This is a genomic window from Amycolatopsis sp. CA-126428, from assembly GCF_002904335.1.
Classification (GTDB): Bacteria; Actinomycetota; Actinomycetes; order Mycobacteriales; family Pseudonocardiaceae; genus Amycolatopsis.
Map to the genome: position 1 here is coordinate 145,667 of NZ_PPHF01000157.1, position 15,388 is coordinate 161,054.

At 71.8% G+C, this 15,388-nt stretch carries 15 protein-coding genes and 1 pseudogene; 8 read left to right on the forward strand and 8 right to left on the reverse strand.

Annotation, left to right across the window (positions count from 1 at the left end):
• Nucleotides 1-1,386: a WS/DGAT/MGAT family O-acyltransferase gene (locus tag C2L58_RS40560; protein WP_103342921.1), complete on the forward strand. Its 1,386-nt coding sequence runs from the start codon at nucleotides 1-3 to the stop codon at nucleotides 1,384-1,386.
• On the opposite strand, the gene C2L58_RS40565 is transcribed toward C2L58_RS40560, so the two are convergent.
• Entirely contained in the window at nucleotides 1,370-1,867 is a 498-nt protein-coding gene (locus C2L58_RS40565; protein WP_199191674.1) for a nitroreductase family deazaflavin-dependent oxidoreductase, read from the reverse strand. The two genes, C2L58_RS40560 and C2L58_RS40565, sit on opposite strands and share 17 nt — an antisense overlap.
• Before the next feature lie 219 nt (nucleotides 1,868-2,086).
• Nucleotides 2,087-2,716 (reverse strand): annotated as a pseudogene (locus C2L58_RS51065) (alpha/beta fold hydrolase); the annotation flags it as partial.
• 87 nt (nucleotides 2,717-2,803) lie between these two features.
• On the opposite strand from C2L58_RS51065, the gene C2L58_RS40575 reads away from it, so the two are divergent.
• The 6 genes from C2L58_RS40575 (at nucleotide 2,804) to C2L58_RS40600 (ending at nucleotide 8,112) form a co-directional block, all read left to right on the forward strand.
• Nucleotides 2,804-3,853, forward strand: coding sequence for an acyl-CoA dehydrogenase family protein (locus C2L58_RS40575; RefSeq protein WP_103342922.1), 1,050 nt, complete (start codon nucleotides 2,804-2,806; stop codon nucleotides 3,851-3,853).
• 4 nt (nucleotides 3,854-3,857) lie between these two features.
• The gene (locus C2L58_RS40580) at nucleotides 3,858-5,012 is read left to right on the forward strand and encodes an acyl-CoA dehydrogenase family protein (RefSeq protein ID WP_103342923.1); all 1,155 of its coding nucleotides are present in this window, start codon (nucleotides 3,858-3,860) and stop codon (nucleotides 5,010-5,012) included.
• Nucleotides 5,009-5,917, forward strand: coding sequence for a bifunctional MaoC family dehydratase N-terminal/OB-fold nucleic acid binding domain-containing protein (locus C2L58_RS40585; protein WP_103342924.1), 909 nt, complete (start codon nucleotides 5,009-5,011; stop codon nucleotides 5,915-5,917). The genes C2L58_RS40580 and C2L58_RS40585 overlap by 4 nt, the downstream gene beginning before the upstream one ends.
• Nucleotides 5,914-6,303 carry a MaoC family dehydratase gene (locus C2L58_RS40590; protein WP_103342925.1) on the forward strand — a complete coding sequence of 130 codons (390 nt, stop codon included), beginning with the start codon at nucleotides 5,914-5,916 and terminating at the stop codon, nucleotides 6,301-6,303. The genes C2L58_RS40585 and C2L58_RS40590 overlap by 4 nt, the downstream gene beginning before the upstream one ends.
• The gene (locus tag C2L58_RS40595; protein WP_103342926.1) at nucleotides 6,300-7,469 is read left to right on the forward strand and encodes a lipid-transfer protein; all 1,170 of its coding nucleotides are present in this window, start codon (nucleotides 6,300-6,302) and stop codon (nucleotides 7,467-7,469) included. The genes C2L58_RS40590 and C2L58_RS40595 overlap by 4 nt, the downstream gene beginning before the upstream one ends.
• Nucleotides 7,470-7,557: 88 nt before the next feature.
• Nucleotides 7,558-8,112, forward strand: coding sequence for a DUF5134 domain-containing protein (locus C2L58_RS40600; protein WP_103342927.1), 555 nt, complete (start codon nucleotides 7,558-7,560; stop codon nucleotides 8,110-8,112).
• Nucleotides 8,113-8,213: 101 nt separating this feature from the next.
• On the opposite strand, the gene C2L58_RS40605 is transcribed toward C2L58_RS40600, so the two are convergent.
• From C2L58_RS40605 to kstD, 6 genes are read right to left on the reverse strand one after another with little or no spacing between them, the layout of a single operon-like run.
• Nucleotides 8,214-8,666: a riboflavin kinase gene (locus tag C2L58_RS40605; RefSeq protein ID WP_103342928.1), complete on the reverse strand. Its 453-nt coding sequence runs from the start codon at nucleotides 8,664-8,666 to the stop codon at nucleotides 8,214-8,216.
• A 49-nt stretch (nucleotides 8,667-8,715) separates the two neighbouring features.
• Nucleotides 8,716-9,567, reverse strand: a complete 852-nt coding sequence (locus C2L58_RS40610) for a MaoC/PaaZ C-terminal domain-containing protein (RefSeq protein ID WP_103342929.1) — start codon at nucleotides 9,565-9,567, stop codon at nucleotides 8,716-8,718.
• A gap of 10 nt (nucleotides 9,568-9,577) precedes the next feature.
• Entirely contained in the window at nucleotides 9,578-10,621 is a 1,044-nt protein-coding gene (locus C2L58_RS40615) for a ferredoxin--NADP reductase (RefSeq protein ID WP_103342930.1), read from the reverse strand.
• A complete protein-coding gene (locus C2L58_RS40620; protein WP_103342931.1) occupies nucleotides 10,614-10,871 on the reverse strand; it encodes a hypothetical protein in 258 nt (85 codons plus the stop codon). Before C2L58_RS40620 ends, C2L58_RS40615 begins: the two co-directional genes overlap by 8 nt.
• Nucleotides 10,868-12,004, reverse strand: a complete 1,137-nt coding sequence (locus tag C2L58_RS40625) for a Rieske 2Fe-2S domain-containing protein (RefSeq protein WP_103342932.1) — start codon at nucleotides 12,002-12,004, stop codon at nucleotides 10,868-10,870. The genes C2L58_RS40620 and C2L58_RS40625 overlap by 4 nt, the downstream gene beginning before the upstream one ends.
• A complete protein-coding gene (gene kstD / locus C2L58_RS40630; protein ID WP_103342933.1) occupies nucleotides 12,001-13,665 on the reverse strand; it encodes a 3-oxosteroid 1-dehydrogenase in 1,665 nt (554 codons plus the stop codon). Before kstD ends, C2L58_RS40625 begins: the two co-directional genes overlap by 4 nt.
• 99 nt (nucleotides 13,666-13,764) lie before the next feature.
• On the opposite strand from kstD, the gene C2L58_RS40635 reads away from it, so the two are divergent.
• Complete coding sequence (locus C2L58_RS40635) at nucleotides 13,765-15,363, forward strand: FAD-binding protein (protein ID WP_103342934.1); 1,599 nt, start codon at nucleotides 13,765-13,767, stop codon at nucleotides 15,361-15,363.
• Nucleotides 15,364-15,388: the final 25 nt, after the last annotated feature.

The window sequence follows — 15,388 nt, forward strand, 5'->3', positions numbered from 1 at the left end:
ATGCAGAGACTGAGCGGCCTCGACGCGAGTTTCCTCTACCTCGAGACGTCGTCGCAGGTCCTGCACGTCTGCGGGCTGCTCATCCTCGACGGCTCGACCGTCCCCGGCGGCTACAGCTTCGCGAAGCTCCAGGAACGCCTCGACGAGCGCGTCCGGATGATCCCGGCGTTCCGCCGCAAACTGCACAATCCACTCTGGAACCTCAGCCACCCCGTGTGGGTCGAAGACGAGGACTTCGACCTCGACCACCACGTGCACCGCATCGGCGTCCCGGCCCCCGGCGACCGCGCCGAGCTGGCCGACCTCTGCGCCCACATCGCCGGGCAGCAGCTCGACCGCGCGCACCCGCTGTGGCAGCTGTACGTCATCGAAGGCCTGGCCGACGGGCGCCTCGCCGTGCTGCTCAAGATGCACCACGCGAGCGTCGACGGCGTCAGCGGCGCCAGCCTGATCACTTCCCTCGCCGGGCTCGAACCGGACGAGCCGATGCCGGAGATCGAGGAGCACCGGAACGCCGCGATGCCCTCGCCGCTGGACCTGCTCCGCTCCGGGGTCGAGAGCGTCGTGAAGCGGCCCGCCGAGGTCGCACGGCTGCTGCCCGACCTCGTCGGGCTGGTGCCGCGGTGGGTCGGCCGGGCGTTGCGCGGCAAGGGAATGCCGGTGCCGTTCACCGCGCCGAGGACGTCGCTGAACGGCACGATCACCGGGCACCGCAGCGTCGCCTTCGCCCAGCTCGACCTCGCCGGCGTCAAGGACGTCAAGAACGCCTTCGGGGTGACGGTGAACGACGTCGTGCTCGCGCTCGTCGCCGGGGCGCTGCGGGAGTTCCTCGTCGCGCGCGGGGAGCTGCCGGAGGATCCGCTGGTGGCGACCGTCCCGGTTTCGGTGCACGACCGGACCGAACGCGAGCACGGCAGCAACAAGGTCTCGGCGTTCTTCGCCTCCCTGCCGACGCACCTGCCCGACCCGGCCGCGCGCGTGTTCTTCCTCGCCGAGGCCAACCGGCGCTCGAAGGAACACCACCACGACATCGACGCCGACATGCTGCAGGACTGGGCGCAGTTCTCGGCCGCGACGGCGTTCGGGCTCGCCGTGCGCGCGTATTCGGCGCTGCGCCTGGCCGAAAAGCACCCGGTGGTGCACAACCTGGTCGTCTCCAACGTGCCCGGGCCGCCGATGCCGCTGTACTTCCTGGGCGCGCGGATCACCGGCTTCTACCCGCTTGGCCCGGTCTTCCACGGCGCCGGGCTGAACGTCACGGTGCTGTCCAACGCGGGGAAGCTGCACGTCGGCCTGCTCGGCGCGCGGGAGCTGGTCAAGGACCTGTGGCCGCTCGCCGACGCGCTCCCGGACGCGCTCTCCGAACTGCTCAAGGCCGCGGGCTGAGCACCACGACCGGGATCTCCCGCTCGGTCCAGGCCTGGTACTTGGCGAAGTCCGCGTACAGCTCGACCAGCCGCGGCCACAACTCGGCGCGTTCCGGCGGCCCGGCGACCCGGGCCGTGACCGGGACGCCGCGACGGCCCTTGAGGTCGATGCGGGTTTCGGGGTGCGCCAGCAGGTTGCGGTACCACTGCGGGTGCCGCGGCAGCCCGCCCTGCGAGCCGACGATGACGACGTCGTCGCCGGAGCGCAGGTAGAGCAGCGGGGTGGTGAACCGGCGCCCGGACTTGCGGCCGCGGTGCTCCAGCAGCAGGGTCGGCACGGGCTTGCGGAACCCCGCCCCGATCCGCCACGTGCTGCCGACCCGGCCGCCGGTCAGCCGGAAGACGGCCACCTGCGCCTTCGCCGCGTACTTCATCACCTTCGCCGTCACCGGGGAATCCAGGCCCTCGGGCTTCTGGTCGGGCAGGCTGAAGCGTCCCATCAGGAGTTCCTTCCTCGGAGGGAGTGGACCGCGGCGAGCAGGGCGGGCACCCAGCGATCGGCGGCCAGCACGCAGGCCGCGTGCCCGGCCGCGACCTCGTAGGTGGCCGCGCCGGGGATCCGGCGGGCCAGGGACCGCTGGTGGGCGGGGGCGATGAACCGGTCGCGGGCGGTCACGACGACCGCGGCCGGCAGCCAGCGTGGGCAGCCACGGCGTCGAGTCGAACCGGCCGATTTCGTCGACGGCGACCGCGATCGCCCACGGCGTCGTCGACCGGAACTCCCGCAGCCCCCACCGGTGGTCTTCGACGCGGGCGCGCGGCACCCCGGCCGGGGCGGCCGGCGGTTTCGCGCGCTCGCGTAGCTGCCGCACGGTCCGGCCGAACACGTCGAGGGCGATCCGCTGGCGCAGCCCGCGGCGGAAGGTGCTCGCGGTCGAGCAGAGCACCGGTCCGGTAACACGTTCTGGTTCGGCGCGGGCGACGAGCTGGCCGACCATACCGCCCATCGAGTACCCGGCGAGGGTGAACCGCCCGATGCCGAGCGCGTCGGCGACCGCGGTGACGTCGTCCGCGCAGTCGGCGAGCCGGAACTCGGGCGAGCGGATGCCCCGGCCGTGCCAGCGCTGGTCGAACACGACGACGCGGTGCTGCCGCGCCAGCAGGTCGAGAGCCGGGTACCAGGTCAGGAGGCCGGTGCAGGCCACCGAATGCAACAGCAGCAGGGCGGGCGCGTCGCGCGGGCCGATGTCGGTGACCACGGTGCGCCCGCGGCCGGGCAGCTCCAGGGAGACCGGCTCGGGCACGCCCGCGGTCGGCGGCACGGTGACCAGCCGCCGCGTCGCCGCCATCCAGCCTCCTCCGGGGGTTGCCGAGCCGGTCCTTTCCGGTTAAGACTAGAACAGGTTTCAATATTGCGCCCGATCCGGAGGACAGGCGTGGACTTCGCCCCTGACGAAACGCAGACCGAGATCGCCGCCCTCGCCGCGAAAGTGCTCGGGTCGCCGGACGATCCCTGGCGCGCCCTCGCTACGGCGGGCCTGCTCGCCCTGGCCCTGCCGCCGGAGCTGGACGGCGACGGCTTGGGCGTGACCGAGGTCGCCCAGGTCCTGACCGAGGTCGGCCGGGCCGCCGCGCCGGTGCCCGCGTACGCCGCGCTCGCCTTGGGCGTCCTGCCGATCGAGTCGCTCGGCACCCCGGCCCAGCGCGCGGAGTTGCTGCCGCCGGTCGCGGCCGGGGAGGCACTGCTCACCGCCGCCCTGAACGAGCCCTCCGCGCCCCTGGCCGCCGAGCCCGCCGCGACCGCGCGGGCCGGAGACGGGAAGTGGCTGCTCAGCGGCGTGAAGACCGCGGTCCCGTACGCCGCCGAAGCCACCCGGATCCTCACGCCGGTGACCACCGCGCACGGCAGCGCCGTCTACCTCGTCGACCCGCGCGCCGACGGGGTCACGCTCGTCCGGACGCCCACCTCTTCCGACACACCGGAGTACACCGTCCGGCTCGACGACGTCGCCGTCGAGGAAACGGACCTCCTGTTCGACCGCGGTGCCGTGGCGGCGCTGCACCGGTTCGCGCTGGCCGGCGCCTTGGCCCTCGGCGACGGCCTGCTGGCCGGCGCGCTGGCGCTGACCGTCAAGCACGTCGGCGAGCGGACCCAGTTCGGCCGGCCCCTCTCCGCCTTCCAGGCCGTGGCGGGCCAGATCGCCGACGTCTACGTGGCCGCCCGGACCGTGCACCTCGCCGTGACGTCCGCGGTGTGGCGGCTGGCTTCGGGCCTCGACGCCGACGCCGACCTGGACGTCGCCGCCTACTGGTTCGCCTCGCGGGCCCCGGAAGCGCTGGCGACCTGCCACCACCTGCACGGCGGGGTCGGTGTCGAAGAAACCTATCCGCTGCACCGGTATTCGTCGGCGGTCAAGGATCTCGGCCGGACGCTGGGCGGGGCCGCGCACCGGCTCGGCCGGCTCGGCGAACGAGTGGCGGGGTGAGCGGATGCACGTCGAACTGACCACGGCGCAACGACAGCTGCGCGCCGAACTGCGCGAGTACTTCGCCGGGTTGATCAGCGCCGAGGAACGCCAGGCGATGCGGCGCGAGCGGCACGGGCCGGTGTTCCGCGAGATCGTCCGCCGGATGGGCCGCGACGGCCGGCTCGGCGTCGGCTGGCCGGTCGAGTACGGCGGCCAGGGCTTCGGCGGGATCGAACAGCACCTGTTCGTCGACGAGGCCGCGCGCGCCGACGTCCAGCTGCCCTCGGTCACGCTCCAGACGGTCGGGCCGACGCTGCAGGAGTTCGGCACGGACGAGCAGAAGTCCTTCTTCCTGCCGAAGATCCTGGCCGGGGAGATCCACTTCGCGATCGGCTACAGCGAGCCGGAAGCGGGCACCGACCTCGCGTCGCTGCGGACGACGGCGGTGCGCGACGGCGACGAATACGTCGTCAACGGCCAGAAGATCTTCACCACCGGCGGGCACGACGCCGACTACGTCTGGCTCGCCGTGCGGACCGCGCCGGACGCGCCGAAGCACAAGGGCATCTCGATCCTCATCGTCGACACGAGCGATCCCGGCTACTCGTGGACGCCGATCATCACCTGCGACGGCGCCCACCACGTCAACGCGACGTACTATTCGGACGTCCGCGTGCCGGTGAACCGCTTGGTGGGGCAGGAAAACGCGGGCTGGCGGCTGATCACGACGCAGCTCAACCACGAGCGCGTCATGCTCGGGCCGGCCGGGCGGATCGGCGGCCTGTACGACCGCGTGCACGCGTGGGCGAGCGCGCACGGCCTGCTGGACCTCGCCGACGTGCGGGCCGTGCTCGCCGAGGCCATGGCCGTGACCAGGGTGAACGAACTGCTGAACTGGCAGGTGGCGGTGTCCGCGGCGAGTGCGCCGGTCGGCGTGGCCGACGCGTCGGCGACCAAGGTGTTCAGCTCGGAGGCCATCCAGCGGATCGGCCGGAACCTCGAGGAAGTCGTCGCGCGCCACGGCGACCTGGCCGATCCGGACACCGCCGAGCTGGCGGACTGGCTCGACCTCACCGCCAAGCGCAACATCGTGCTGACCTTCGGCGGCGGCGTCAGCGAAATCCAACGGGAGCTGATCGCCTCGATCGGCCTGGGCCTGCCGAGGGTGCCACGATGACCATCGAAGAAGCCGCCGCCGCGATCGCCGCGCAGGGGGAGTCCTCGCCGCGGCTGGCCCGGGATCCCGTCAACCAGGCCATGGTGAACAACTGGGTCGAGGCGATCGGCGACCGCAACCCGGTCTACACCGACCCGGAGTACGCCGCCGCCAGTGTCCACAAGGGACTGGTCGCGCCGCCCGCGATGGCCCAGGTGTGGACGATGAACGGCCTGCACGGCAGCCGGGCCGACGACGACCCGCTCGGCGCGATGATGGCCGTGCTCGACGAGGCCGGGTTCACCTCCGTGGTGGCCACGAACTCCGAGCAGACCTACCACCGGTACCTGCGGCCGGGTGAACACGTGGCGGCGGCGACCCGCCTGGAGACGGTCGTCGGCCCGAAGCGGACGGCGCTGGGCGAAGGCTGGTTCGTCACCACCCGGACGACCTGGTCCGTCGGCTCCGAAGCCGTCGCCGAGATGGTGTTCCGGGTCCTGAAGTTCCGCCCGCCCGCCCCGAAGCCGCCGCCGGCGCCGGTGCTGCGGCCGGTGATCAGCCGGGACACGGAGTTCTTCTGGGACGGTCTTCGCGAGGGGGAGCTGCGGATCCAGCGCTGGGGCGAGACGCTGCGGCACCCGCCGGGGCCGATGCCGCCCGACGGCTCGCTGGACACCAAGCCCGACTACGTCGTCGCCAGTGGCCGGGGGACCGTGTACTCCTTCGTCGTGCACCACCACCCGCCGGTGCCGGGCAAGGAACTCCCGTTCGTCGTGGCCCTGGTGGAACTGGAAGAAGGGGTCCGCGTGATGGCCGAACTCCTGGACGCGTCCCCGGACGAGGTCCACATCGGACTGCCGGTCGTCGCGGCGTTCGTCAAGGTGGACGACGACCTGACCCTGCCCGCGTGGAAGGTGGCCCGATGACCGTCGTCGCCGAAGGGACCGAGCTGCCGCCGCTGACGATCGAGGCGACACCGACGTTCGTCGTCAGCACGGCGCTGGCCACCCGTGACTTCCAGGACGTCCACCACGACCGCGACTCGGCCGTGGCCCGCGGCTCGAAGGACATCTTCCTCAACATCCTCACCGACACCGGGCTGGTCCAGCGGTTCGTCTCGGAATGGGCCGGGTCCGAGGCGCTGATCCGGTCGATCAAGATCCGGCTCGGCGTGCCCTGCTACGCCTACGACACGCTGACGTTCACCGGCCGGGTGGTCTCCCGTGCGGGCAACGACGTCGTCGTCTCGGTGTCCGGTGTGGACAGTCTCGGCGAGCACGTCGCCGGGACCGTGGAGGTGACGTTGCCGTGACGCTCTCCGGGAAGGCGGCCATCGCCGGGATCGGCGCGACGGAGTTTTCCAAGGACTCCGGGCGCAGCGAGCTGCGGCTGGCGGCCGAATGCATCTCCCACGCCCTCGCCGACGCCGGGCTGTCACCGTCCGATGTGGATGGTCTGGTGTCGTTCACCATGGACGGAAACGCGGAGATCGCCGTCGCGCGCGAGCTGGGGATCCCCGAACTGAAGTTCTTCAGCCGGATCCACTACGGCGGCGGTGCCGCGGCGGCGACCGTGCAGCAGGCCGCGATGGCGGTGGCGACCGGCGTCGCGGACGTCGTCGTCGCCTACCGGGCGTTCAACGAGCGGTCCGGGCACCGCTTCGGCCAGGTGTCGTCCGCGGCGGCCGGCCAGGTCAACTCCTCGGGGGTGGACAACGCGTTCCACTACCCGATGGGCATCGCGACCCCGGCGGCGACGGTGGCCATGGTGGCCCGGCGCTATCTGCACGACTACGGCGCGACGAGCGAGGACTTCGGCCGCGTGGCGGTCATCGACCGCAAGCACGCGGCGACCAACCCGAACGCGTGGTTCCACGGCCGGCCCATCACCCTGGAAGAGCACCAGGCGTCACGCTGGGTGGCCGAGCCACTGCACCTGCTCGACTGCTGCCAGGAGAGCGACGGCGGCGTCGCGCTGGTCGTCACCAGCGTTTCGCGAGCCCGTGATCTCGCCCGCCCGCCCGCGGTGATCGCGGCGGCGGCGCAGGGGAGCGGGCCCGACCAGTACGTGATGACCAGCTACTACCGCGACGACCTGGCCGCGCTGCCGGAAATGGGCGTCGTGGGCCGGCAGCTGTGGGGCCAGTCCGGGCTCGGACCGTCCGATGTGGACGTCGCCGTCCTGTACGACCACTTCACCCCGTACGTGCTGATGCAGCTGGAGGAACTGGGGTTCTGCGGCCGGGGCGAGGCGAAGGACTTCATCGCCGGCGGCGCGCTGGAGCTCGACGGCGCGTTGCCGCTCAACCCGCACGGCGGCCAGCTCGGCGAGGCGTACATCCACGGCATGAACGGCATCGCGGAGGGCGTCCGCCAGGTGCGCGGCACGGCGGCCAACCAGGTCGAGGGCGCGGCCCGGGTGCTGGTCACGGCGGGGACGGGCGTGCCGACGAGCGGACTCCTCCTGACGGGTGACTGAGTGTCACCTCAATGACGGCTGGTGCGCGACCGGCGTGGGTGTCACGGTGGAGACACCACCTGCGACGGAGAGTGAGGCCGAACTGGCGATGGTCGTCGACTGGGCGCTCACGGCGGTGTTCGCGGCGCTGACGCTGCCCTGCGTGCTGCGGCTGGTCCGCCTCGACTACGCACGCCTGGGCCACCGGGTCCGCCACGGCGACCTGGCGGAACTGCTGCTGGTGGTGGCGATGGTGGCGATGTTCTCCCCGGTCGGCGGCCCGATCCCGGCGGCGGGCTGGCAGGCGGTCCTGGCGCTGACGACGGCCTGGTTCGCGGTGGCCTGGTGGCGGAGCCGGACGTGCGCGCACCACGCGCTGTCGGCGGCGGCGATGCTGTACATGGTAACGGCGATGCCCCACGGCGGCGGGGACCACGGGCCCTGGCTGACCATGGCCACCATGGACGCCCGGCTGGCGGTGCCGCTGATCGCGGTGGTGGCGGCGGGGTACTTCGTGGCCGACGCGGCGTGGTCCGGCGTGCTGGTGGTGCGGGGCTCACCCACCGCGGGACCGGCCGCCGGCTCCGGGCACGCGTCACGCGCGGTGTGCCGGACGGTCATGGGGGCGGGGATGGGCTACATGCTGCTGGCCTCGGCTTTGTGAGCACGCGATTGGTGAGCACGGCACCGAGAGGTCCCCGGCCCGGGGGTCCCCCGGATTTCACGTTACCGGAGACCACCGACAGTTTCGGGCCGCGGCAGGTTTCAGCTCGCGATCCGCCGCACCTCGCCCAGCGCGCTTTCCCCCGGCTCCGGGAGCGAAGCCGCCGGGTGCTCGGCCGTCCACTGGGTGGCCGCCGCGATGTCGTTCTTCAGCGCCGTGATCAGGTCCTCCGCCGAGGCGTACTTCTCCTGCTCCCGCAAGTGGGACCCCAGCCACACCACCAGCGTCTCGTCGTACAGGTCGCCCGAAAACTCCAGGACGTGGGCCTCGAGCAGGCGGTACCCGTCCGCGCCGTAGTACGTCGGGCGGCGGCCGACCGAGATCGCCGCCGGGAGGCGGGTGCCGTCCGCTCGGCCGATCCAGCCCGCCCACACGCCGTCGCCCAGGGAGCCGTCCTGGTCGCGCAGGGCGATGTTGGCCGTGGGGAAGCCCAGCTCGCGGCCGCGCTTGTCGCCCGATTCGACCGTTCCCCGCACCACGAAGTATTCCGGCATTCGTCCTCCCGAGGTCTCCCCACCACGGTAGCGGCCCCGGCGGCACCGCTCAGGAAGTGGACACCAGCACCGTGTCCGCCAGCACCGGCGCGTCGTCCCGCTCGGCCGCCGACGTCGTCACCAGCAGCCGTCCGTCCTCCGCGCGCCACACCCGGGTCCGCAGCGTCTCGCCCGGGAACACCACCCCGGCGAACTTCGTCGCGAACGACGCCACCCGCGCCGGGTCGCCGTCCAGGAACTCGTTCACCAGCACCCGCGCCACGATCCCGTACGTGCACAGCCCGTGCAGGATCGGCCGGTCGAACCCCGCCGCCCGGGCGAACGCCGGGTCGGCGTGCAGGGGGTTCCGGTCGCCGCACAGCCGGTACAGCAGCGCCTGCTGCGGCAGGGTCGGCGTCTCCAGCACGAAATCCGGCGAACGCGTCGGCCAGTCGATGCGATCCGACGGCCCCCGCGAGCCGCCGAACCCGCCCTCGCCGCGGGCGAAGATGCTCGACCGGGCCGTCCACAGTGGATCACCCGAGGACGACGTGACCGCGACCTCCTGGATCACCACCGCGGCCTTGCCCTTGTCGTACACGTCCGCGATCCGCGAGCGGGCCACCGCCTTGCCCGACGCCGGGATCGGCCGGTGCAGGGTGATCTCCTGCTTGCCGTGCAGCACCTTCGCCAGGTCGATCTCCACCCCGGGGAACGACACCGCCGGCGGGTCGAACACACGCAGGTTGGCCGCGACCGTCGCGAACGTCGGCAGCACCACCAGGTCCTGCTCGTAGGTGTAGCGCAGCTCGTCCGGGCCCGCACCGAGCGCCAGGTGGTACAGCAGCACGTCCGACGACGTCCAGGCGAAGTTCACCTCGCCGATCTCGGCGCCGATCGCGATCGCGGGATCGATGGGCACGCGGGAGCTCCTATTCGTAGCTGATCGAGACCTCGTCGGTGACCGGCAGGGACTGGCAGGCCAGCACGATGCCGTCCGCCATGTCCTCGGCGTCGAGGACCTCGTTGTGCAGCATCTTCACCTCGCCCGACACGACCCGGCACGCGCACGCACTGCATTGTCCCTCGCGGCACGAGTACGGCGCGTCGAGGCCCGCGCTCAGCAGGTGGTCCAGGAGCTTCCGCCGCCGCGGCCACGCCATGGACCGGGTCTCGCCGTCCAGTTCGACCGTCAGCGACGCGGGCGCCTCGTCCGACTCCGGCTCCGCTTCCGGTTCGGGCTCCTCGGCGACGTCCTCGAACGGGTTCCCGGTCAGCGACGTGAACTTCTCGACGTGCACCCGGTCCCGCGGCACGCCGAGCTGCCCGAGCGCCTCCCGCACGGCGGCCATGAACGGCGCCGGGCCGCACAGGAAAGCCTCGTGCGAGGTGTACGCCGACGCCAGCCCGCGCAGCTGCGAGACGTCCGGCAGCCCCTGCACGCTCTCCAGCCAGTGGACGACGACCAGCCGATCGCCGTACCGCTTGGCCAGCGACGCCAGCTCGCCCGCGAAGATCACCGAATTCTCGTCGCGGTTCGCGTAGACCAGCACCACCCGGCCGGACCCGGTCTCCAAAGCGGTCTTCAGGATCGCCATCACCGGCGTGATGCCGCTGCCGCCGGCGAACAGCAGGAAGTCTTCGTCCACCGAGGCCGGGCTGAACACCCCCGCCGGTGCCAGCACGTCGATCCGCATCCCCGGCTTCAACGACGAGCAGACCCAGCTCGAGCCGTACCCGCCGTCGGTCCGCTTGACCGTCACCTGCACGCGGTTCTCGTGCGGCGCGCTCGACAGCGAGTAGCACCGTGCCACCGAACCGGTCCGGTCGCTGGGGATCTTCAACGTCAGGAACTGCCCGGCCCGGTAGGCGAACGCCGGCGCGTGCTCGGGCGGGATCTCGAAGACCACCGAGCGCGCGTCCGGCGTTTCGACGACGACGTCGGCGACGGTCAGCGTGTAGACCCGCTCAGCCATCGGCCACCGCCAGCGTGCCTTCGCGCACCGCGTCGGAGATGCTGTCGGCCAGCTTCGGGCACGTGTCGAGCAGCGCCGACGGGCCTCCCGCGCCCGCGAACACCGGGCAGGTGTCGGCGGGCCGGGACGTCCACTGGATGCTCGTGTGCTGGATGCTGTTCTTCTTCACCAGCACGCACGTCCCGCAGCTGCGGCACTCGTGCGGCCGCAGCCCGCCCGACAGGAACTCGGTTCGCTCGGCCGTGGTCACACTTCCGCCTCGGTCTTCTGCCGCGCCAGGTTCTCCGCGACCTCCGCCGACCACGCCTCGTTCGCCTTGGTCGTGTCCACTTCGAACTCGAACCGCCCGGTCATGTCCTCGGTGACGTCGGCGGCGTCGACGTAGAACTGCTGGTACCACCGGCGAAGCTGGTAGACCGGACCGTCCTCTTCGCACAGCAGCGGGTTGTCGATCTGCGTCTTGTGCTTCCAGATCTCGACGTCCTGCAGGAAGCCGGCGCCGATCCCGCGGGCCAGCTTGGCCGCGATCTTGTCCGCGTGCTCGTCCGAGATGCCCGGCGGCTTCCGCACCTTCATCCCGTACTGCAGCACGAACGACGTCGGCGTGACGGGGTAGTGGCAGTTGATGAGCACGCTCTCGATCTCGTAGCCCTGGAACGAGTTCACCAGCTTGTTGATCATGTACGACGGCCCGAAGTACGAAGCCTCCGACCGCAGCAGGTTTTCCTCGCCGCCGTAGTTCGAGGCCATGCCCATGTCGGGGCGGCCCTTGGTGTTGAGGTACTGCGTGGCGATGTGGCCTTCGAACACGTTCTTGAAGTACGTCGGGTAGGCGTAATGAATATAGAAGAAATGGGCCATGTCCACGACGTTGTCGATGATCTCCCGGCAGTTGGAGCCCTCGATGAAGATCTCGTCCCAGGTCCAGTTGCTCCACTCGGCGCTGTCGGCGGCCTCGATCCGCGGGATCGCCAGCTCGTCGGCCGGCGGGTTGCCCTCCGGGTCGTGCCACACGAGCAGCTGCCCGTTGCGCTCCTCCGTCGTCCACGACCGCGTCCGCGCGCGCAGCGGAACTCGCTTGGCGTAGGGGATCGAGACGCACTTGCCCTTGCCGTTCCAGCGCCAGTCGTGGAACGGGCAGGCCACCTCGTCGCCCTTGACGCTGCCCTGGGTGAGGTCGCCGCCCATGTGCCGGCAGTAGCCGTCGAGCACGTGCAGCTGCCCGGCCGAGTCCGCCCACACCACGAGCTTGGTGCCGAACGCGGTGATGGCGTGCGGCTTCCCGTCACGGAAGTTCCGCGCCAGGCCCAGGCAGTGCCAGCCGCGGGCGAACCGGGTCGGCGGCTCACCGGCGTAGATGGTGCGTACCGAATCCTGCGTCATCGCTGCCCTTCCGTGGTCCCCTGATCTTCGTTCGCCAGCCGCGTCGCCGCAAGGTAGCCGAACACCATGGCGGGCCCGATGGTCGCGCCGGGCCCGGCGTACGTCCGGCCCATCACGGCCGCGCTGGCGTTGCCCGCGGCGAACAGCCGCGGGACCGCCGAGCCGTCCTCGCGCAGCACCTGCGCGTGTTCGTCGGTGCGCAGCCCGCCCTTCGTGCCCAGGTCGCCCGGGACGATCTTCACCGCGTAGAACGGCGCTTTGTCCAGGGGACCGAGGCTGGGGTTGGGTTTGTTGCGCGGGTCGCCGTAGTAGTGGTCGTACTTGCTGACTCCGCGGTGGAAGTCCTCGTCGACGCCCCGGCGCGCGAAGCCGTTGAACCGCTCGACCGTCGCTTCCAGCGCCTGAGCCGGGACGTCGATCTTCGCCGCCAGCCCGGCCAGCGTCGACGACTTCGCCGCGATGCCGGCCTTGAACCAGCGGCCGGGCAGCGGCTGGCGCGGCCCGATGCCGGTGAACATGTACCGGTCCTTGTAGCGCTGGTCGAACAGGAGCCAGGTCGGGATGTGCTCGCCGGGCCCGTCACCTTCGCCGTACATCGCGTGCACGGCCTCGACGTACGGCGCCGACTCGTTGACGAACCGCTCGCCGCGCGCGTCGACCATGATGCTGCGCGGCCGCGACCGCTCGGCCAGCGCGAACCACGGCCCGCCGGTGAGCGGCAGCGTCGGCCCCCACCAGGCGTCGTCCATCAGGTCGAGTGCGGCGCCCAGCTTGAGGCCTGCGGTGATGCCGTCGCCGGTGTTGGCGGCCGCGCCGACGGTCCAGTCGACGCCGATCGGCGCCCGCTGGTACTTCTCGCGCATCTCGAGGTTCCGCTCGAACCCGCCGCTGGCGAGGATCACCCCGCGCCGGGCTTCGACGACCCCCTGCGACGTGACGACGCCGGTGACGCGGTCGCCTTCGACCCGCAGGTCCACCAGGGGCGTGTTCAGCCGGACCTCGACACCGGCCTTGGCCAGGCCCACGCGCAGGCCGGCCGCAAGCGCTTGCCCCATGCTCAGCAGCTGCCGCCCGCGGAGCTTGCCGACGAGCCACTGCCGGCCCAGCGACAGCAGCCGGACGGCCCCGCGCGGATGCCTCGCGAGGAGGCTCAGCCAGCGGTAGTCGGCCTGGGTGATCGGCACGCCGAGCGGGGGAGCGCTGTACGGCGGTTCGAGGTGGGCCAGTTCGGCGCCGAGCAGCTTGCCGTCGAAGGCCATCGGCTCCACCGACCGGCCGCCGGGCCGGCCGCCGGGGGCCTCGGGGTGGTAGTCGCTGTAGTCGCGGACCCAGCGGAACTTCAGCGGCGTGTGGTCGCAGACGAACCGCAGCACCTCCGGGCCGTGCGCGAGGAACGTGTCGCGCCGGACGGCCGGGACGACGTCGCCGACGATCGAGGCCAGGTATTCGCGCGCCCGTTCGGGTGGTTCCTCGATCCCGGCGGCGCGCAGCGCGTGGTTGCCGGGGAGCCAGACGCCGCCGCCGGAGCGCGCGGTCGAGCCGCCGAAGCAGGCCGCCTTTTCCAGGACGACGACGCTCAGGCCGTTGTGGGCCGCAGCCAGCGCGGCGGTCATCCCGGCGGCGCCGCTGCCGACCACGACGACGTCGAACTGCTCCGTCATGCCACCTCACTTGCAACGTGTTACATGAAATGAGTACCCAGTTGGGAGCCGCTTCCGTCACCATAGACGAGAACGTGTTTCAGTTCTAGGGTAGCGACCATGGACGAGCTCTTCGCGGACGTGGTCATCGTGGGGTTCGGGGCGGCCGGCGCCTGTGCCGCCCTCGAAGCGGCCGACGCGGGCGCCGAGGTCATCATCGTCGAACGGTTCGCCGGTGGCGGCGCGAGCGCGGTCAGCGGCGGCGTGGTCTACGCGGGCGGCGGTACCGCCCAGCAGCTCGACGCGGGCGTCGACGACTCCGTCGACGCGATGTACGCCTACTTGCGGCTCGAAGCCGGGGACGTCGTCTCCGAAGCGACGCTGCGGCGGTTCTGCGAGGGCAGCCGCGAGATGATCACCTGGCTGGAGGGCAACGGCGTGCCGTTCGAAGGCAGCCTGTGCCCGCACAAGACGTCATACCCGAGCGACGCGCACTACCTCTACTACTCCGGCAGCGAGGCGGCCGGCGGGTTCCGCGACGCGGCGAAGCCGGCTCCGCGCGGGCACCGGGTCAAGGGGCCCGGGACCTCGGGGAAGATGCTGATGGCGCGGCTCAAGGCGGCCGTGCGCGCCCGCGGGATCCGGGTGCTGACCCAGACGCACGCCCGGAGCCTCGTGCAGGAGGACGGCCGCGTCACCGGGCTCGTCGCCGACACCCTGAGCGACGCCCCCGCGTCGGTGCGGGCGCGGCACCGGCGCTTGGCGCAGTACGCGGCGAAGCCCGGGATCTACGTGCCGTCGCTGCGCAAGTCGCTGCACCGCCGGGTCGAACGCTTCGAGCGGGCCCATGGCCGTGAGCTGCGGATTTCCGCCCGGCGCGGGGTCGTGCTCGCCGCCGGTGGCTTCATCGCGAACCGAGAGATGGTCCGCGAGCACGCGCCGAAGTACCGCGGCGGGCTGGCGCTCGGCACGTCCGCCGACGACGGCTCGGGCATCCGGATGGGTGTCGAGGCCGGCGGGGCGACCGGCGAGCTGGGCCGGATCTCCGCGTGGCGGTTCGTCACCCCGCCCAGCGCGTTCCTCGGCGGGATCATCGTCGACGCCGCGGGCCGGCGGGTCATCGACGAGTCCCGCTACGGTGCCGCGGTCGGGGAAAAGCTCATCGAGGACCACGAGAGCAAGGGCTGGCTGCTCGTCGACGCGCCGATCGTGGCCGAGGCGCGCCGGGACGGCCGCAAGCAGAGCCAGTGGTTCCAATGGCTCCAGCTGCGGTACCTGCTGCGGCGCGGCCGGGTCGTGGGGGAGACGGTCGAAGAGGTGGCGTGCAGGGCCGGCGTCGACCCGCAGGGGCTGCGCGCGAGCGTCGAGGCCTACCACGGCGACCGGGATCCGGCGGGTAAGCCCGTCGAGTTCGTGCGGCGCCTGGACAACCCGCCGTACTCGCTCATCGACATCTCGGTGCGGCCGAACCTCGGGTACCCCACGCCGATGCTCACCCTCGGCGGGCTCGTCGTCGGCGAGGACACCGGCGCGGTGCGGAGCACGACCGGGCAGCCGATCCCCGGGCTGTACGCCGCCGGCCGCACCGCCGTGGGACTCTGTTCCAGGTCCTACGTGAGCGGCCTGTCGCTGGCGGACTGCGTGTTTTCCGGCCGCAGAGCGGGGATCAACAGTGCCTTGGCGCAGGGCGTTCTCGACAAAAACGAGAACGTGTTCTAGTCTCTGGAGTGAGCAACCAGAGAGA